This is a genomic window from Massilia niabensis (assembly GCF_042655085.1).
Taxonomy (GTDB): domain Bacteria; phylum Pseudomonadota; class Gammaproteobacteria; order Burkholderiales; family Burkholderiaceae_D; genus Telluria; species Telluria niabensis.
The window spans coordinates 1355844-1374156 of record NZ_JBHSMU010000015.1; the positions used below are offsets into that span (position 1 = coordinate 1355844).

Below are 18313 nucleotides of genomic sequence, written 5' to 3' on the forward strand. Positions count from 1 at the left end.
TCAGGGGAACACGGTTTCCCCGAGGCTGGCAAGAGCGGCAAGGCCTTAGCGGATGCGCATGCCCGGAGTGGCGCCCGGCATCGGGTCGAGCAGGTACAGGCCCGGGTTGGTCTTTTCATCCGCCGCGGAAGCACACAGCACCATGCCTTCCGAGATGCCGAACTTCATCTTGCGCGGCGCCAGGTTAGCCACCATCACGGTCAGCTTGCCGATCAGGTCTTCCGGCTGGTGCGCGGACTTGATGCCCGAGAATACATTGCGGTGGCGGCCTTCGCCCACGTCCAGCGTCAGGCGCAGCAGCTTGCTGGAGCCTTCCACGTGTTCGCAGTTGACGATTTTTGCGACGCGCAGGTCGATCCTGGTGAAATCGTCGATCGAGATCTCCGGAGCCAAGGCTTCGATATCGCCGGCATCGTCCTCCGGGGCCAGGGCGGCAACGGCCAGCGAGGCATCGGACACAACTGCGGCCGGTGCAACAGCAGCCGGCTTGTCGAACAGGTTCTCGACCATCTTCGCGTCAACGCGCTGCATCAGGTGGTTGTAGGCGCCGATGGTACGGCCCAGCATCGTGCTGTAGACGGCATCGCCTTCGGTATCAGCCCAGGTAAGTGGTGCGTCGCCCAAGAATTCGGAGACGCGCGCGGCCACTTGCGGCAGCACCGGCGACAGCATGATCGTCAGCTGGCGGAACAGGATCAGGGCCGTGGTGCAGACGTCGTGCAGCTCGGCGGCTTTCTCCGCATCCTTGGCCAGGATCCACGGCTTGTTCTCGTCGACGAACTGGTTGGTGACGTCGGCGATCTCCATGATCTCGCGCAGCGCGCGGCCGTATTCGCGGGCCTCAAAAGCGGCTGCAATGCTGGCCTGGCGCTCGGCGCCTTCATTGGTGAGCGCTTTCGCAATCCAGGATTTGGCGTTATCCGACAGCTTCGAGGCCAGCTTGCCGTCGAACTTCTTGGCAATAAAACCGGCGCAGCGGCTGGCGATGTTGACGTACTTGCCGATCAGGTCGCTATTCACGCGGGCAACGAAGTCTTCGCCGTTGAAGTCGAGGTCTTCGACCTTCGAGTTCAGCTTGAACGCCAGGTAATAGCGCAGCCATTCCGGGTTCATGCCCAGTTCCAGGTAGCGCAGCGGCGAGATGCCGGTGCCGCGCGACTTCGACATCTTTTCGTTGTTGACAGTCAGGTGGCCGTGCACCGCCACCTTCAGCTTGTCAATGATCGGGTGACCCGAGAAGTTCAGCATCGCCGGCCAGAACAGCAGGTGGAAGGAGACGATGTCCTTGCCGATGAAGTGGACCTGCTCGGCGTTCGGATCGTTCAGGAAGGTCTCGAAGTCGAGGCCCTGCTTGTCGAAATAATTCTTGAGCGAGGCCAGGTAGCCGACCGGCGCGTCCAGCCACACATAGAAGAACTTGCCCGGCGCATCAGGAATCGGAATGCCGAAATAGGGCGCATCGCGCGAAATGTCCCAGTCGGCCAGCTTTTCGCCGGACTCGCCCAGCCACTCGGAGACCTTGTTGACCATTTCGGACTGCAGGCGGCCCGGGGTGTTCAGCCACTCCTTGAGGAAGTGGAAGCAGCGCGGGTCGGACAGCTTGAAGAAATATTGTTCCGACGGTTTCAGCACCGGGGTCGAGCCGGTGAATACCGAGAACGGGTTCACCAGTTCGGTTGGCTGGTAAGCCGCGCCGCAGACTTCGCAGTTGTCGCCGTACTGGTCTTTCGCGCCGCATTTCGGGCACTCGCCCTTGATGTTGCGGTCGGCCAGGAACATGCCCTTGACCGGGTCGAAGAAGCGGTCGACGGTTTTCGTGACGATCAGGCCGGCGTCGCGGAGTTTACGGTAGATGCCCTGCGACAGCTCGACGTTTTCCGGCGAATCGGTCGAATACCAGTTATCGAAGGCGATGTGGAAGCCATCGAGGTACTGGGCGCGGCCGGCGGCGATCTTCGCCACGAATTCCTGCGGGGTGATGCCTTCCTTCTCGGCGGCGATCATGATCGGCGTGCCGTGGGTGTCGTCGGCGCAGACGAAATGCACTTGCCGTTGAGCGTCACCATCGCGCTGCATTCGCTGGAAGCGGACCCAGATATCGGCCTGGATGTACTCCATCATGTGACCGATGTGGAAGGCGGCGTTGGCGTAGGGCAGTGCGGTAGTGACGAACAGCTTGCGGGTCATGGTCGAAGCGCTATTAGTGGAAGGAAAAAAGGCATTTTAACAGCGGATGGCCCCAAGAACACTGGGACAGGTTCTCCGCGCAGGGGTATTGCCGCGTTTTGCCATTCAAGCAAGGGACAATGGCCGATTTTTGCTACACTGCGCCCATCACATTCGGAGAAACACATGAGCATCACTGCGGACGACGTCAAGGCGGCACTGTCAAAGGTCATCGATCCTAATACGGGCAAGGACTTCGTGTCCTCCAAATCGGTCAAGAACATCCAGGTGGACGGCGGCGACGTTGCCCTCGACCTGGAGCTGGGCTACCCGGCAAAGAGCCAGATCGCTTCGCTGCGCGCGCTCGTGGTCAATGGCGTGAAAACGATTCCCGGCGTGGGCAACGTCAGCGTGGCGGTGCAGGTCAAGATCCTGTCGCACGCCGTGCAGCGCGGCCTGAAGGTGATGCCGAACGTGAAGAACATCATTGCCGTGGCTTCGGGCAAGGGCGGCGTCGGCAAGTCGACCACGGCTGTGAACCTGGCCCTGGCACTGGCGGCCGAAGGCGCCAGCGTCGGCATCCTCGACGCTGACATCTACGGTCCGTCGCAGCCGACCATGCTCGGCATTAACGCGCGCCCGGAAAGCCTGGACGGCAAGACCATGGAGCCGCTGGAAAACCACGGCGTGCAGGTCTCGTCGATCGGCTTCATGATCGATCCGGACGAGCCGATGGTCTGGCGCGGCCCGATGGTCACGCAAGCCTTGCAGCAACTGCTGGACCAGACCAACTGGCGCGACCTCGATTACCTGATCGTCGACATGCCGCCGGGCACCGGCGACATCCAGCTGACGCTGTCGCAAAAGGTGCCGGTCACCGGCGCCGTGATCGTCACCACCCCACAGGACATCGCCCTGCTCGACGCGCGCAAGGGCCTCAAGATGTTCGAGAAGGTCGGCATCCCGATCATTGGCGTCGTGGAAAACATGAGCACCCATATCTGCTCGAACTGCGGCCATACCGAAGCGATCTTCGGCCAGGGCGGCGGCGAGAAGATGTGCAAGGACTTCGGCGTCGATTTCCTCGGCGCGCTGCCGCTGACGATGGCGATCCGCGAGCAGGCCGATTCGGGCCGCCCGACCGTGGTGGCCGATCCGGATGGCGCGGTGTCCGCTGTCTACAAGCAGATCGCGCGCAGGGTGGCGGTCAAGGTCGCCGAAAAGGCGAAAGACATGACCAGCAAGTTTCCTACGATCGTCGTCAAGAACGATTAAGCATGCGCGTTGGCGCGATCCGCGAGCGCCTGGCCAGCCTGGGCGCGCTGCCGGAACACCAGGCGCGCGTGCTGCGCGACTGGGTGCAGGGCGCGCCGCACGAACGCGGACGGCGCCGTCCCGCCGATTATCTTCCCAAAGCCGTGCGCGAGGCATTGCCGCAGCTCGATCTGGAGCTGGCGTCGCTGGCAAGTGTCATCAGCGAGCACCCGGCCAAGGACGGCTCGGCGCGCCTGCTGGTCGGGCTGCAGGACGGCCAGGCGGTCGAAACCGTGCTGCTGCCGCGCGACGGCGTCTGTGTATCGAGCCAGGTTGGCTGCGCGGTCGGCTGCCAGTTCTGTATGACCGGGAAGGATGGCCTGCTGCGGCAGGTGAGCAGCGGAGAAATCGTGGCCCAGGTGGTGCTGGCGCGTGTCCGGCGTCCCGTCAAGAAGGTGGTGTTCATGGGCATGGGCGAGCCGGCCCACAACCTCGACAATGTGCTGGAAGCTATCGAGCTGCTGGGCGTCGAGGCCAACATCCCGCACAAGAACCTCGTGTTTTCCACCGTGGGCGACCCGCGCGCCTTCGAGCGCCTGCCCCTTGGCCGCGTCAAGCCGGCGCTGGCGCTGTCCCTGCACACGACCAAACCGGCGCTGCGCGCCGAGCTGTTGCCGCGCGCGCCGCGGCTGGCGCCCGCCGAACTGGTCGAATTCGGCGAGCGCTATGCGCGCCTCACCGGCTATCCCATCCAGTACCAGTGGACCCTGCTCGAGGGCGTGAACGACGGCCCGGAGGAGCTCGACGGTATTGTCGCCCTGCTGCGCGGCAAGTACGCCATCCTCAACATGATTCCCTACAACACGATTCCCGGCCTGGCCTTCCGTCGTCCGGGCTGGGAGAGGGCGCGTGCGATCGCCGCCCATCTGCACGCGCGCGGCGTGCTGACCAAGCTGCGCGATTCGGCAGGGCAGGATGTGGAGGGAGGGTGCGGGCAGTTGCGGGCGCGCGCCGGACGAACGATCCCGATCGCCGCGCTGCCTTGAGGTGCCTGGATTACTTCGAGCTTGGCGCACGAGAAACAACGCTCCTGCACTGAACTATCCTGGACGTTGGCGATCGGCCGCTGGTTGCCGCCATCCGCTCGGGCCCGGCTACATGCGCTGGGCGACGGCAGGCGTGTCTTGCGGCGGGGACGCAGCTCCGCGCTCGAGGCGCTTGACCAGCAGCTGGTCGATACGATAGTGGTCGACATCGAGTACTTCGAAGCGCATGCCTTGGTACTCGACACTGTCGGTGGGCTTCGGCACTTTGCGCAGCATGAACATCATGAATCCCGCAGCCGTCTCGTAATGCTCTTCCTCGGGCAGGGATTCGAGCTCGAGCACACGCTTCATGTCCGCCACCGGGGTGCTGCCATCGATCAGCCAGGAGCCGTCGTCGCGCTGCAGGGCTTGCTGGTCCGCTTCGAGCGGGCTGCCCCACCTTCCCATCACCGTCACCATGATGTCGCTCAGCGTGATGACCCCGACCACCAGCGCATATTCGTTGATGATGATGGCAAAGGTTTCCTTCGTGGCGCGAAAGCGGTCGAGCAGCTCGGACAGCGTCAAGGTGTCCGGAATCATCAGGACGGTGCGGATGCTCGATTCGTTCAGCTGGAACTGCGACTGGTTGTTCAGCAGGCGCACCAGCAGGTCCCTGGTGTCGACATAGCCGATCACCCGGTCGATCACGCCGTCGCAGACGGGGAACTTGGACAGGGCGTGCTGGGCGATCTTCTGGCGAATGCTGTCTTCCGGTTCGCTCAGGTTGAAGAACACGACGTTTTCCCTGGTCGTCATGGTCGACGTCACCGTGCGCGACTCCAGTTCGAAGACGTTCTCGATGAAATGCTGCTCCTGTTTCTGCAACACGCCGGCCTGGGCGCCGGCTTCCACGACGGCCGAAATCTCGTCGAAGGTGATGCGGTCTTCGCGTGTCATGTTGACGCCGAAAAGGCGGAACAGCATGTTGGCGACCAGGTTCAGTGCCCAGGAAAACGGCTTGAAGATGCGGATGATCAGCAGCACCGGGCGAATCACGGCCATCGCGGTTGTTTCCGGCGCGATCATCGCCAGGCGTTTGGGCATCAGGTCGGAAAACAGGACAAACAGGGTCGTCACGAACACGAAGGACAGGACGAAGGCCACGTTCTCGCGGCCCGGGCCGCTATACACCACGGACAGCCAGTCAAGGAAAAACGGACGCATCGCGCCTTCCCCCAGGATGCCGCCGAGGATGGCGATCGCATTCAGGCCAAGCTGCGACACCGCAAAGAATTCGGCGGAGGGAGCCTGCAGGACCATGACCTTCTGGGCACGCTCGTCGCCCGCTTGCGCCAGCAGTTTCAACTTGATTTTCCGCGCGCCCGCCAGCGAGATTTCCGTCAGTGACAAGAAGCCGGCCGCAAGCACCAGTGCCAACAGTACGGCCAAATGTTCGAACAAACTCATGGGATGCCAAAGACCTTGGTTGGGCCGCTCTGGTTGAGCGGGAAAATTACTACGCTGCGTGCTCCGCTGTCGCCCCCCAGGCAGAACCGGCAGCATGCCGGACGCCCTCGTATATGGGGGAATCATGTCACTTTAGCATAGGGCCGGCATGCCTGGCCACGCGCGGCCGAGCTGGCGCCAGGAGGAGGGCCTGCCAGATTGCCTGCATCGTCATCAAGCGTGGTGCATGATTTTCGGCTTTGTTTCTGCGCAAAAATAAGGTCTGTAGGAAACTTGCTTCCTACACTGGCGTTTTGATTGACTCGCCAAGGCCGCCGCCGGCCAGACCGGACATACATGAACAGCACCTGCGCGCGATGGAGCGACCGTTATGTTGTCGCCACCCATTGGTTCATCCCCGCCGACTGCCTCAACGGGCCGACGGCTGCCCGCCTGCGTGCCGAAAACGTCGTCAACGCGGCGCTCCTGGCAGGCACCGCCGGGCCGTTCTATGCGCTGGCCTACCACCTGCTCGGTTTCAGCGCGGCGGCGGTCGAGATCCTGCTATGCTGCCTCTTCATGCTGGGCTCGCCCTTGCTGCTGCGCGCCAGCGGCAGCGTGCGGGCCGCGCGCGAACTCTTCCTGTGCGCGCTGTTCTTCAACTTTACCTGGCTGAGCTACCACCTCGGCGGCATCGGCGCGCCGACCGCGAGCTGGCTGATCACGGCGCCGCTAGTGGCGATGTTCCTCGGCGGCGTGGCCAGCGCACTGTCCTGGCTGGCGCTCAGCTGCGCCGCCGCCATCGCCATCTACGCACTGCCGGGCGCAGGCTACCCGCTCCCGGGCCATCCGGTTTCGAACATGCCGCTGCTGTATCTTGCCTGCCACCTCGGCCTGTTTATCGTGGTGCTGGTGTTCGCCCTGCTGGTCGAGCTGACCAAGACCCAGGGTTTCGTCAAGCTCGAGCAGGCGCTGGGCACCATCAACGAACTGGCGATCCGCGACGAGCTGACCGGCGTGCACAACCGCCGCTACCTGATGGGACTGATCGAACGGGAGCAGGAGCGCAGCAACCGCAACAGACGCGCTTTCTGCCTGTGCCTGCTCGACATCGACTTCTTCAAGCGCGTCAACGACACCTACGGCCACAGCGCCGGCGACGCCGTGCTGCGCGCCGTCGCCCGCACCGTGCAGGCGCAGGTGCGCGGCAGCGACTGTTTCGGCCGTTACGGCGGCGAGGAATTCCTGCTGATGCTGCCCGAGACGCCCGCGGCCGACGCCCTGGTGCTGACCGAACGGGTGCGCGACGCCATCGAGAAGCTGCGCTGCCTGGAGGCGGGCAGCGAGATCGCGCTGACGGTGTCGATCGGCGTGGCCGAATACCGCATGGGCGAAGCGATCGGCCTGACCGTCGGGCGCGCCGACGAGGCGCTGTACCTGGCCAAGTCGAGCGGGCGCAATCGCGTGGTATGCCATGGGCAGGGGGACGAGCCGCTGGGTGTGGCCCTGGGTGCACTTGCGCTGCGCGACAGTGCGCCTGGGGCTCCCGACGAACAGGACCTGGGCGCGAGCATCGGGCGCATGCTCGACAGCGTGCATTGCGACCAGCTCACCGGCCTGCTCAACCGGCGCCTGCTGCGCGACCGCCTGCGCCATGCGATGGATCGCGCCGACCGCAACCGGCGCCTGGTCGCGCTGCTGCTCCTGAATATCAACGGCTTCAAGGAAGTGAACGATGCCCTCGGCTACGAGGCCGGCGACGCCCTGCTGGTGCAGGCCGGCACCATCATGCGCGACTGCCTGCGCGACTGCGACACGGTGGCGCGCTGGAGCGGCGACGAGTTCGTGGCCTTGCTGGAAGACCTCGGCGCCGAGGGCGATGCGCGCCAGGTGGCGGAAAAGATCCTCGACCGCTTTGGCCTGCCCCTGACGGTGGTCGAACGCGAGTGCTTCGTCACGCTGTCGGTCGGCATCGCGCTGTATCCGGCCGAGGACTGCGACCTCGACGCGCTGCTCAAGCGCGCCGACATCGCCATGCGCGGCGCGCGCACCTGGGGCGAGAACAGCGTGCAGGTCTATTCGAGCGCCGCCAGCGAGCCGAAAAGCGAGCGCCTGGCCCTGAAGAACGGCCTGCGCGACGCCCTCACGCGCGGCCAGCTGTTCCTGGAATACCAGCCGCAGGTCGACCTGGCCACGCGCCGCATCGTCGGCGTCGAGGCGCTGCTGCGCTGGCAGCATCCGGTGTACGGGCGCATCGATCCGGGCCGCTTCATCCCGCTGGCCGAGGAAAGCGGCATGATCGTGCCGATCGGCGACTGGGTGCTGCGCACGGCCTGCGCCCAGAACCGGGCCTGGCGCGACGCCGGCCTGCCCGCCGTGAAGACGGCGGTGAACCTGTCGGCGCGCCAGCTGCGTGCGCCGGGCATGGCGGCGCGGGTGATGGAGATCGTGGGCGCTACCGGCCTGCCGTGGGGCTGCCTCGACCTCGAGATCACCGAGGGCGTCCTGATCGAAGACCTGGACGCGAACCGCAAGGTGCTCGGCGAACTGCGCGCGGCCGGCGTGCTGGTGTCGATCGACGACTTCGGCACGGGCTACTCGAGCCTGAACTACCTGTCCGAGCTGCCGGTCGACATCCTCAAAATGGATGGCCTGTTCGTGCGCCGCCTCGGCTCCAGCCTGCGCACCCGGCCGTATGCGATCGCCGAGACGATCGTGGCGATGGCGCACCGGCTCGAGCTGAAAGTGATCGCCGAATGCGTCGAGACGACCGAGCAACTGGCCGACCTCGACTTCATGCGCTGCAACGAGGCGCAGGGCTACCTGTTCCACCGCCCGCTGCCGGCCGAAAGCGTGGGCGCGCTGCTGGCGCGGCAGGCGGCCGGGGCCGCGGGATCGGCGCCGTCGCCGGCCCCGGCCCTGGCCTAACCACCCTTCCGCCTTTCTTCTTCCCTGTCCTTTACCTTCGATCGAGGAGACCACCGTGAACGAGGAAACGACCGTCTTCGAGGGCGCCGACGACATCGCGGCGCTGCTGGCCTGCGGGGCGTTGCGCGGCAGCGTTGCCGGGTTCGCGCAGCCGCGCGGCCCGGACCTGATGCGCCGCATCAAACCCCTCGACGACTGGTGCGCCCTGCGCGCCACGTACGGTATGTGGCAGCACGCGCGCGCGCTCGACGGCGCCCCGGGGCCCGGGGCCTGCGTGCGCGAGGAGGGCGCGGCGTTCAGCACGGCCAGGCGCGGCGTGAATTTCGCGTCAAACGACTACCTGTCGCTGGCGGCGCACCCGGCGGTGCGCGAGGCAGCCACCGGTGCCCTTCTGGACGCCGGGCCGCACAGCGCCGGCGCCGCCGGCCTGCTCGGCAACAGCCGCCTGTCGCTGGCGCTGGAAGCGGCGCTCGGCGCCTTGCTGCTGCTCGAGCACGTCACCCTGTTCCCGACCGGCTGGAGCGCGGCTTTCGGCGCGATCACGGCGCTGGTGCATGGCCGCGATTATGTCGTCATCGACGCCCAGGCGGGTGTGGCGCTGCGCCAGGGCGCCGCCGCAGCCACCCGCAACGTCGTGCCGCACCGGCACCTGGACACGGGTCATGTGCGCGAAATCCTGGCGGCCATCCGCGCGCGCGATCTTGATAACGGCATCCTCGTCGTGACCGAAGGCCTGTTCGGCCTCGACGCCGACGTGCCGGACCTGCCCCTGATGCAGCACCTGTGCCGCGAGTACGGCGCCACCTTCCTGGTCGACGTGGCGCACGACCTGGGCGCCACGGGCCCGGGCGGCACCGGTTCGCTCGGCGAGCAGGCGATGCTGGGCAAGGCCGACATCGTGACTGGCGCGTTCTCGAAAACCTTCGCCGCGAACGGCGGCTTCGTGGCCGGCAATTCGCGTGCGCTCAAGCGCCAGCTGCAGCTGTTCGCGGGGCCTTATCAATCGTCCAGTGCCTTGTCCCCGGTGCAGGCGGCCTGCGTGCTCGAAGCCCTGCGCATTGCCAGGAGCCCCGAGGGCGATGCGTTGCGCGCGGAGCTGCTGCGCAATGCCCTGAGCCTGCGCGCACACCTGGCCGAGACCGGGATGCGCTGTCTCGGGGCGCCCGCGCCGGTCGTGCCGCTGTGGATCGGCAACGAGCAGGTGGCGCGCCTGGCCGGGCGCTCGCTGGCGCGCGAGGGGGTGTTCGTCGACCTGGCCGAGGCTGGCGGCTTGGCGTCCGGCGTGCTGCCTGGCGCGGCGCGCCTGCGCCTGCAGGTGATGGCTGAGCACCGCCCCGCCCAGTTGCGCCAGGGCGCGCGCGCCATCGGCGCGGCCGTTGCCGGCGCCGGCGCCGCGCTCGGCGTCGAGCCGGCCTACCCGCCGTCGACGCCCCAGCGCCGCCGCCGCTGACGCGGACGGCCTGAGCGGCGAGGGCAGTGGAGGGGCGCCACGAGCCGCGCCCGGGCCCGGCGCATCGGGGTAAAATAGCCGCTTTATCATTTCGGCTTTCACCATGACCGTCCGCCCCCCCGTCCGCACCCGCTTCGCCCCCAGCCCGACCGGCTACCTCCACCTCGGCGGCGCCCGCACCGCGCTGTATTCCTGGGCCTATGCCCGCCATTTCGGCGGCACCTTCATCCTGCGCATCGAAGACACGGACCTGGAACGCTCGACGCCGGAAGCGGTGCAGGCGATCCTGGACGGCATGCAGTGGCTCGGCCTGTCGCATGACGAAGGCCCGTTCTACCAGATGCAGCGCATGGACCGTTACCGCGAGGTGATCAAGGGCATGCTGGACGCCGGCACGGCCTACCTGTGCTACTGCTCGCCGGAAGAAGTCGAAGCGATGCGCGAGCGCATGCGGGCCAACGGCGAGAAGCCGCGCTACGACGGCACCTGGCGTCCGGAGCCGGGCAAGGTTCTGCCGGAGGTACCGGCAGGCGTCAAGCCGGTCGTGCGTTTTAAAAATCCGCTGGATGGCGAAGTGACCTGGAACGACGTCGTCAAGGGCCCGATCACGATCGCCAACAAGGAGCTCGACGACCTGATCATCGCGCGCCCGGACGGCACCCCGACCTATAACTTCTGCGTCTCGGTCGACGACTGGGACATGCAGATCACCCACGTGCTGCGCGGCGACGACCACGTGAACAACACGCCGCGCCAGATCAACATCCTGCGCGCGCTCGGCGCCGAGCTGCCGGAGTACGGCCACCTGCCGATGATCCTGGGCGCCGACGGCCAGAAGCTTTCCAAGCGCCACGGCGCGGTCAGCGTGATGGAATACCCGGAGCAGGGCTACCTGCCGGAAGCGATGCTTAATTACCTGGCGCGCCTCGGCTGGAGCCATGGCGACGACGAGATCTTCTCGATGCAGCAGTTCACCAAGTGGTTCAACCTCGAGCACCTGACCGCGTCCGCCGCCCAGTTCAATCCCGAAAAGCTGGCCTGGCTGAACAACCATTACATCAAGGCGGCCGACAACGAGCGCCTGGCGACGCTTGTCCGTCCGAAGATGGAGGGGCAGGGCGCCCAGTTCGACAATGCACCGGCCCTGCCGGCCGTGCTGGCGCTGGTGAAGGACCGCGTCAACACGATCAACGAACTGGCTGACGCCGCGATGCTGTTCTACCGCCAGCCGGCGCCTGGTGCGGACCTGCTGGCCCAGCACCTGACCGACGCCGTACGCCCGGCGCTCAGCGCTTTTGCCGAGCGTTGCCAGACGGTCGAGTGGAACAAGGCCGCGCTGGCCGCCATGCTCAAGGAAGTGCTGGCGGCCCATGGCCTGAAGATGCCGCAGATCGCCATGCCGCTGCGCCTGCTCGTCACCGGCCAGCTGCAGACGCCGGCCATCGATGCGGTGCTGGAATTGTTCGGGCGCGAGGCCGTCCTGGCTCGCGTGGCCAAGGGTGTGTAATTCCGTTAAATCGGTATTTGCGTAATGCAAGAACCCCCGCTATAATGCTCGCACTTCAGCAGTACGGGGGTATAGCTCAGCTGGGAGAGCGCTTGCATGGCATGCAAGAGGTCAGCGGTTCGATCCCGCTTACCTCCACCACTTTCTGAAGGGAGTAACGGTAGTTCCAGGGTCCCCATCGTCTAGAGGCCTAGGACATCACCCTTTCACGGTGAGTACCGGGGTTCGAATCCCCGTGGGGACGCCAAGGTTTTGGCAGAAGTTTGCCGGAAGCTGCGCCAGCGGCAGCGGTAGTAGAAGTAAAAGCAGTATGTTATAGTGTTGTTTTCCCCGTGGGGGGTATAGCTCAGCTGGGAGAGCGCTTGCATGGCATGCAAGAGGTCAGCGGTTCGATCCCGCTTACCTCCACCACGTAGAAGTAAGGCACGCAGTTGAGTTTTAAATCGCAGTCCAGGGTCCCCATCGTCTAGAGGCCTAGGACATCACCCTTTCACGGTGAGTACCGGGGTTCGAATCCCCGTGGGGACGCCAAAAATTCGGCATCAGCAGTACGCATTTAGTAATATAGCAGTGCACACAGTTTTAGGTCCCCATCGTCTAGAGGCCTAGGACATCACCCTTTCACGGTGAGTACCGGGGTTCGAATCCCCGTGGGGACGCCAAATATGGCAGTAAAAAGAAAAAGCCGCTGAGAAGCGGCTTTTTCTTTTTGTTGTCTGCTTAGTTTTCCGCCTACAGGATTATTACCCCATGCTCACCCTCGCCATCTTCTGCAAGGTTGTCGACAACTACGGCGACATCGGCATCTGCTGGCGCCTGGCGCGCCAGTTGCAGCGCGAGCACGGCGTGGCCGTCACGCTGTGGGTCGACGACCTCGCAAGTTTTCGCCGCATCTGCCCGGAAGTGGATGTGGAGGCGGACGAACAAACCGTGCAGGGCGTGCTTGTCCGCCACTGGCGCGGCCAGGATGGCAGCTTTGCACCCGGGGACGTGGCCGATATCGTCATCGAGTTTTTTGCCTGCGACATCCCGCCCGCTTATATCGAAGCGATGGCAGGCTGCGAACCGCGGCCGGTATGGCTCAACCTCGAAGGCTTGACGGCCGAAGAGTGGGTCGAAGGCTGCCACAAGCTGCCCTCGATGCATCCGCGCCTGAAGCTGACCAAGCATTTCTTCTTCCCGGGCTTCACGCCGCAGACCGGCGGCCTGCTGCGCGAAGGGGAGCTGGAGCGCGAGCGCCAGGACTTCCAGTGCGATCCCGCCGCGGCGCGCAGCTTCCTGCGCGGCCTTGGCTTGCCGGAATCCGAGATCGACGCGCTGAAGGTATCGCTGTTCTGCTACCCGCATGCGCCGGTGGCCGCGCTGTTCGATGCCTGGCGCGCGGGCTTGGCGCCGATGACCTGCCTGGTGCCGGAAGGCGTCGCCCGCGCGGCCGTCGAAGCTTTCCTCGGTCAGCCGGGCAGCGCGGGCGCGGTGGCAACCCGGGGTGCGCTCACGGTGCGCGTGCTGCCCTTCGTGCCGCAGCCGGATTACGACCGCCTGCTGTGGGCCTGCGACCTGAATTTCGTGCGCGGCGAGGATTCCTGGGTGCGCGCCCAGTGGGCCGGCAAGCCCTTCGTCTGGGACATCTATCCGCAAGACGACAACCTGCATCACAAGAAGCTGCGCGCCTTCCTTGGCCGCTACGCCGTAGGCATCGACAGCCTGAGCACGTTTTCCCTGCACTGGAACGGGGCTGTGGGGGAGGGCGACTGGCCGGCCTTGTGGTCCGCCTTGCGGCACGATGCGGCCCGCATCGAAGCCCGATCTGCCGAATGGCAAGGTGAAATGTTGAAAAACGGCGACCTGGCCTCGAACCTGCTCACCTTTGCGGCTTCACTGCGATAGGCACGGCAATCGTTACGTGATATCATGCCCGGTTACTGCAACCCCTTTTTTTGATTACTCAGACTCCTATGAAACCCGCAAAAGAGATCCGTGTCGGCAACATCATCATGGTTGATGAGAAGCCTTTTATCGTGCTGCGTTCTGACGTCAACGGCTCGAGCCGCACGGGCTTCACCTACAAGTGGAAGATGAAGAATCTTCTGACCAACGCTCCGCTGGAAAACGTGTTCCGTGGCGACGACAAGTTCGACGTCGTCGTGCTGGACAAGAAGCCGGTGACCTACTCGTACTTCGCCGATCCGCTGTACGTCTTCATGGACGAAGAGTACAACCAGTTCGAAATCGAAGAAGAGAACCTGGGCGACGCGCTGCACTACCTGAAAGACAGCATGGAATGCGAAGCCGTGTTCTATGACGGCAAGGCCATCTCGGTCGAACTGCCGACCACGATCGCGCGCAAGGTCATCTACTCGGAGCCTGCAGTCAAGGGCAACACTTCGGGCAACGTCCTGAAGGAAGCCAAGATCGAGAACGCCATCGAAGCCCACCAGCACGTCGTCATGGTGCCGCTGTTCGTGAGCCAGGATGACACGATCGAGATCGACACCCGCACCAACGAATACAAGCGCGTGGTACGTAACTAAGTCGCAACTGATCGAACCGTCTGGTTCGTTCTGCGAAAAAACGCTGCCCTCATCCGGCAGCGTTTTTTTTCGTCCGTGCCGGACGGCAAGCACTGCTATCCTATTGCTTTCATATAAAAGAAGGGGAGACGCATGGACCGCAGGGATTTCGTTCGACTGGGCGTGGCGGCAGGCGCCGTGGCAAGTGCAACGACCGCGGCGGCGGCACCGAAAGCAGCGCTTGCCGTTGACGACCTGCTCGACGCCGGCGTGCGCGAGCAGGGCGCCGCGATGGCGGCAGGCAAGCTGAGCTCGCAACAGCTGGTCAAGCGCTACCTGGCCCGCATCGCTGCCGTCGACAAGGCCGGTCCGCGCCTCAATTCCGTCATCGAGCTCAATCCCGACGCCCTGAGCATTGCGTCGGAACGCGACCGCGAACGCGCCGCCGGCAAGCTGCGCGGCCCCCTGCACGGCATTCCCGTCCTGCTGAAGGACAACATCGCCACCGGCGACCGGATGAGCACGAGCGCCGGTTCCCTGGCCCTGGCCGGCGTGCGCGCCACCCGTGACGCCTTCATCGTCGAGCGCCTGCGCGCGGCCGGCGCCGTCATCCTCGGCAAGACCAACCTGTCCGAATGGGCGAACATGCGCTCGACCCATTCGGTCAGCGGCTGGAGCGGTCGCGGCGGGCAAACTAAAAATCCCCATGCCCTCGACCGCAACACGAGCGGCTCGAGTTCCGGTTCGGGCGCGGCGATCGCGGCCAGCCTGGCCACGCTGGCGGTCGGCACCGAGACCGACGGCTCGATCGTCTCGCCCTCGTCGAGCTGCGGCATTGTCGGCCTGAAACCGACCCTCGGCCTGCTCAGCCGCAGCGGCATCATCCCGATCGCGCACTCGCAGGACACCGCCGGCCCGATGACGCGCAGCGTCGCCGATGCCGCCCTGATGCTGGCCGCGATGACCGGCGTCGATGCGATGGACGCGGTGACCAGGGAAAGCCAGGGCAAGACCGCCGACTACGCAGCCGCATTGCGCACTGACGGGCTGCGTGGCAAGCGCATCGGCGTGGCGCGCAACTTCTTCGGGGGTAGCACGGCGATCGACGCCATCGTCGAACAGGAACTGGCCGTGCTCAAGGCGCAGGGCGCGATCCTGGTCGAGGTCAAGGTGCCGAATACCGACAAATACAACGACACCGAGCTCGAAGTCCTGCTGTACGAATTTAAACCTGATCTGGCAGCTTATTTTGCCCAGTACGCGCCGCACGCGCCTGTCAGGAACATGGCCGACGTGATTGCCTTCAACATCAAGCATGCCGACCGCGAAATGCCGTACTTCGGCCAGGAACACCTGATCGCCGCCGAGAAGAAGCCGGGGCTGGATGCCAAGGCCTACCGCGAAGCGCTGGCCAACAACCTGCGCTACGCGCGCGAAGAGGGCATCGACAAGGTCATGCGCGAGCACAAGCTCGACGCGCTGGTGGCGCCGACCGGCGGCGTCGCCTGGCTGACCGACTACATCAACGGCGACCACTACGATATGAGTTTTTCGTCGCCGGCCGCGGTGGCGGGCTACCCGCACATCACGGTGCCGGCCGGCTTCACGCGCGGCCTGCCGGTCGGGCTGTCCTTCGTCGGCGGCGCCTGGAGTGAAGCGACGCTGATCGGCATGGCCTACGCGTACGAGCAGGCGACGAAACGCCGCCGCGCGCCGGTCTATCCGGCCTCGGTGAACATCAAGGCGTAAAGCGGAACAGCCCGGGAAACCGGGCCGTTTTTTTTACAATCGCTTGCGCCTTACCCCCGCTTGGCCCGCTCGAACGCCGGCCCCCACAGCGGATGGCCCTGTTCCCCCGACTCCAGCGTGAAATTCGGATCGAGCTTGAGGGCCCGCTCGAAGGCCTCCTCGCATTGCTTCGGGCGCGAGGTCACGCAATAGCTGAACGCCGTGTATTTCAGCGCCATGAGCCGCGTGCGCAGCGGCGCGCCGCTGCGGATATCGTTCGAGCCCAGGCGTCGGATTGCGCCATTGAAGTCGCCCTCGTTGTACAGGCGGATGCCTTCGCGCAGCGCCACCGCGTCGCGATCGGCCTGCGCTTCGGCGCGGGATTCGGTGCGCGCTTCACTGCGGGATTCGCTGCGCGCGCTGTCGCGCCGCACGGCACGGCTGTGTTCGCGCTCGGCCTCGCGCCTGACGGCATTCTTGTGGTCGCGCTGCTGCTTGGTCTCGAACAGGGGCTCGAGTTGGGCGCAACCGGCAAGGACGCCTGCGGCAAGCAGCGCGCCCAGCCAGCGTGGATCGAGGATGCGGGTCATGGCAACTCCTTACTCGGCGGCCTTGGCCGTGAAATCATGTTGGATCGTGGTCGATTCCTGTGAGCCGGAGTCGACGGTAAGGATGTGATCCGGGAAATTCGGATTGACGATCTGGATCGTGTGCAGGCCTTTGCCCAGCGTCAGCCGCTTGACCGGCGGGCTGACGCCACGGTCGATGCCGTCCACGTAGATCGTGCCCCAGGGCTTGATGACCAGCTTGTAGGTGGTGCCGTTGACGACGGCGTCGCTCGGCTTGCCGGGCACCGTGCTGGCCGCCGGCGGCAGGCCGCCGGGGTTGGCGCCAGGCGTAGGCACGCCTGATTCCGCCCCTGGTGCGGCGACGGCGGCCGGATCTGCGCCCGCGACCGGGGCCAGTTCGCCGGCCTCGGGGTTCGCCACTTCGGCGCGCGGCGCGACCACCGTTTCGCCCGGTTCGAGCCCGTTGGCGGCGCGTTCGGCCGGAGGGAGCGACAGGTTCACCATGTCGCGCGCGTCGTCTTGCTGCAGGAAGGACACGAGCGCGCTGCCGGCCGCGAGCAACACGATGGCGGCGCCCGCGATCCAGCCCCAGCGCTGGACGCTGCCGGCGCCGGGGCTAGTGCTTGCGCGCGACTGCGGGGCGGCCGTGGTGCGGCCCCGGGACGCTTCCTCATGGAGCCGCGCCGCGGTCGCCGCTTCCAGGGCGGTGGGCGCCTTGGCCGGGCTGGCGTGGCCGGTGGGGCCGGGGGCTGCAGCGGTATCGGTCGCGGCCGCGGCCGGGGTGCGCAGCAGCGTGTCGCTGCCGGCCGGCGGCACCTCCGCACGCTTCTCGGGAACCGATGCCTGTGCCGTCCTGGCCTCCGGCAGGGGGGCGGTCGCCGATGGCGTATGCAGCCGCGGCGCGTCGGTTGGCGCCGTATCGGGGCGAACCGGCGCGGCGGCAACCGGCAGCGCAGGCTCGGCCTCGGCTGGACGCACTTCCGGCGTCGGCGGGACCGGCACCGGCTGGCCGTAGTCGGGCGCGGGCGCAAGCTCTTGCGCGGCAGGCGCCGTCACGAACCGCGGCGGCGCAGAGGTGGATTCGTCCAGCGGGGCGACCGATTCGGCTGGCAATTCGGCCGCCGGTCCCGGGGCCGGTGCGACCGCTGCAGACGCCGGCGCCACGCTCGAAGCATGGATGGCCTCGCTACTGCTTGGGGCATCGATGCCCAGCAGGGCGCGCATGTCGGCAGCCGTTTTCGGGCGCAGGCGCCCGTTCGGTCCCAGGCAGCGGTCGAGGCCATTGGTGAGCGCGGTGCTGTAGTTGTCGTACAGGCGCGGGCCGAGCGGTCCGTCTGGAGGCAGTTCAGCGGTGATCGCGTAATGGACGACCAATGCCAGCGCATGCAGGTCGGCAGCCAGGGTCTGTCCGCTCGCGGGGCCGACTTCTTCGGCGGCGGGCAGCAGCAGCGGCTCGTTATTGGCGAGCATGACGATCGTGTCCGGCGAGATCGGGCGATGCGGCGAGCCGGTCGCGTACTGGCGCTCGAGCGAATCGAGGGTATGGCGCAGCAGGTCGCGGCACCAGGCTTCGTTCACCAGTGCCGGGGTGTGCTCGACGATATCGCGGACCGTGCGGCCGTCCGCGAACGGGGTATAGATGGTTGTATTTTGGCTGGTCATTTTGCTAAACATTTATTTTTAGCAAATATGCCAGATTTACAGGGAGCGTGTCGCTGCGAAAGCAA

The 18313-nt window shown here is 65.7% G+C and carries 12 protein-coding genes and 5 tRNA genes; 13 read left to right on the top strand and 4 right to left on the bottom strand.

Annotated elements, in window-relative coordinates:
* Positions 1-45 precede the first annotated feature (45 nt).
* Positions 46-2187, bottom strand: a complete 2142-nt coding sequence (gene metG, locus ACFPN5_RS20500; protein WP_379785650.1) for a methionine--tRNA ligase — start codon at positions 2185-2187, stop codon at positions 46-48.
* Between the two features lie 165 nt (positions 2188-2352).
* Here metG and apbC point away from each other — a divergent pair, with 165 nt between their 5' ends.
* Positions 2353-3441, top strand: a complete 1089-nt coding sequence (apbC, locus tag ACFPN5_RS20505) for an iron-sulfur cluster carrier protein ApbC (RefSeq protein ID WP_379785651.1) — start codon at positions 2353-2355, stop codon at positions 3439-3441.
* A gap of 2 nt (positions 3442-3443) precedes the next feature.
* Positions 3444-4466 (top strand): RNA methyltransferase, encoded by a 1023-nt coding sequence (locus ACFPN5_RS20510; RefSeq protein ID WP_379785652.1) that lies wholly within the window; start codon positions 3444-3446, stop codon positions 4464-4466.
* A gap of 108 nt (positions 4467-4574) precedes the next feature.
* On the opposite strand, the gene paeA is transcribed toward ACFPN5_RS20510, so the two are convergent.
* Positions 4575-5915: a polyamine export protein PaeA gene (gene paeA, locus ACFPN5_RS20515; RefSeq protein WP_379785653.1), complete on the bottom strand. Its 1341-nt coding sequence runs from the start codon at positions 5913-5915 to the stop codon at positions 4575-4577.
* Positions 5916-6251: 336 nt separating this feature from the next.
* Between paeA and ACFPN5_RS20520 the strand changes: the two genes are divergently transcribed.
* The 11 genes from ACFPN5_RS20520 to ACFPN5_RS20570 all read left to right on the top strand — a co-directional run bounded on the left by ACFPN5_RS20520 (position 6252) and on the right by ACFPN5_RS20570 (position 16038).
* Positions 6252-8822 (top strand): bifunctional diguanylate cyclase/phosphodiesterase, encoded by a 2571-nt coding sequence (locus ACFPN5_RS20520; RefSeq protein ID WP_379785654.1) that lies wholly within the window; start codon positions 6252-6254, stop codon positions 8820-8822.
* A 55-nt stretch (positions 8823-8877) separates the two neighbouring features.
* Positions 8878-10272 (top strand): aminotransferase class I/II-fold pyridoxal phosphate-dependent enzyme, encoded by a 1395-nt coding sequence (locus ACFPN5_RS20525; protein ID WP_379785655.1) that lies wholly within the window; start codon positions 8878-8880, stop codon positions 10270-10272.
* 103 nt (positions 10273-10375) lie between these two features.
* The gene (gene gltX / locus ACFPN5_RS20530) at positions 10376-11779 is read left to right on the top strand and encodes a glutamate--tRNA ligase (protein WP_379785656.1); all 1404 of its coding nucleotides are present in this window, start codon (positions 10376-10378) and stop codon (positions 11777-11779) included.
* 65 nt (positions 11780-11844) lie between these two features.
* Positions 11845-11920 (top strand) — tRNA-Ala (locus ACFPN5_RS20535).
* Between the two features lie 30 nt (positions 11921-11950).
* Positions 11951-12026: transfer RNA gene (locus tag ACFPN5_RS20540), tRNA-Glu, on the top strand.
* Positions 12027-12114: 88 nt separating this feature from the next.
* A tRNA-Ala gene (locus ACFPN5_RS20545) sits at positions 12115-12190 on the top strand.
* Between the two features lie 44 nt (positions 12191-12234).
* Positions 12235-12310 (top strand) — tRNA-Glu (locus ACFPN5_RS20550).
* Positions 12311-12365: 55 nt separating this feature from the next.
* Positions 12366-12441, top strand: a tRNA-Glu gene (locus ACFPN5_RS20555).
* A gap of 88 nt (positions 12442-12529) precedes the next feature.
* On the top strand, positions 12530-13666 hold the full coding sequence (gene earP / locus ACFPN5_RS20560) for an elongation factor P maturation arginine rhamnosyltransferase EarP (RefSeq protein WP_379785657.1): 1137 nt from the start codon (positions 12530-12532) through the stop codon (positions 13664-13666).
* A 68-nt stretch (positions 13667-13734) separates the two neighbouring features.
* Positions 13735-14310, top strand: a complete 576-nt coding sequence (locus ACFPN5_RS20565) for an elongation factor P (RefSeq protein WP_379785658.1) — start codon at positions 13735-13737, stop codon at positions 14308-14310.
* Between the two features lie 132 nt (positions 14311-14442).
* Positions 14443-16038 carry an amidase gene (locus tag ACFPN5_RS20570; protein ID WP_379785659.1) on the top strand — a complete coding sequence of 532 codons (1596 nt, stop codon included), beginning with the start codon at positions 14443-14445 and terminating at the stop codon, positions 16036-16038.
* A 50-nt stretch (positions 16039-16088) separates the two neighbouring features.
* Here ACFPN5_RS20570 and ACFPN5_RS20575 read toward each other — a convergent pair whose 3' ends face one another.
* Both ACFPN5_RS20575 and ACFPN5_RS20580 read right to left on the bottom strand, forming a co-directional pair.
* The gene (locus ACFPN5_RS20575) at positions 16089-16607 is read right to left on the bottom strand and encodes a TssQ family T6SS-associated lipoprotein (RefSeq protein WP_379785660.1); all 519 of its coding nucleotides are present in this window, start codon (positions 16605-16607) and stop codon (positions 16089-16091) included.
* A 9-nt stretch (positions 16608-16616) separates the two neighbouring features.
* Positions 16617-18248 (bottom strand): serine/threonine-protein kinase, encoded by a 1632-nt coding sequence (locus ACFPN5_RS20580; RefSeq protein WP_379785661.1) that lies wholly within the window; start codon positions 18246-18248, stop codon positions 16617-16619.
* Positions 18249-18313 lie beyond the last annotated feature (65 nt).

Coding starts and splice junctions, on each gene's coding strand:
- metG (WP_379785650.1), bottom strand. CDS start 2,187: ATGACCCGCAAGCTGTTCGTCACTACCGCACTGCCCTACGCCAACGCC.
- apbC (WP_379785651.1), top strand. CDS start 2,353: ATGAGCATCACTGCGGACGACGTCAAGGCGGCACTGTCAAAGGTCATC.
- earP (WP_379785657.1), top strand. CDS start 12,530: ATGCTCACCCTCGCCATCTTCTGCAAGGTTGTCGACAACTACGGCGAC.
- ACFPN5_RS20520 (WP_379785654.1), top strand. CDS start 6,252: ATGAACAGCACCTGCGCGCGATGGAGCGACCGTTATGTTGTCGCCACC.
- ACFPN5_RS20575 (WP_379785660.1), bottom strand. CDS start 16,607: ATGACCCGCATCCTCGATCCACGCTGGCTGGGCGCGCTGCTTGCCGCA.
- ACFPN5_RS20570 (WP_379785659.1), top strand. CDS start 14,443: ATGGACCGCAGGGATTTCGTTCGACTGGGCGTGGCGGCAGGCGCCGTG.
- gltX (WP_379785656.1), top strand. CDS start 10,376: ATGACCGTCCGCCCCCCCGTCCGCACCCGCTTCGCCCCCAGCCCGACC.
- ACFPN5_RS20510 (WP_379785652.1), top strand. CDS start 3,444: ATGCGCGTTGGCGCGATCCGCGAGCGCCTGGCCAGCCTGGGCGCGCTG.
- ACFPN5_RS20580 (WP_379785661.1), bottom strand. CDS start 18,248: ATGACCAGCCAAAATACAACCATCTATACCCCGTTCGCGGACGGCCGC.
- ACFPN5_RS20565 (WP_379785658.1), top strand. CDS start 13,735: ATGAAACCCGCAAAAGAGATCCGTGTCGGCAACATCATCATGGTTGAT.
- paeA (WP_379785653.1), bottom strand. CDS start 5,915: ATGAGTTTGTTCGAACATTTGGCCGTACTGTTGGCACTGGTGCTTGCG.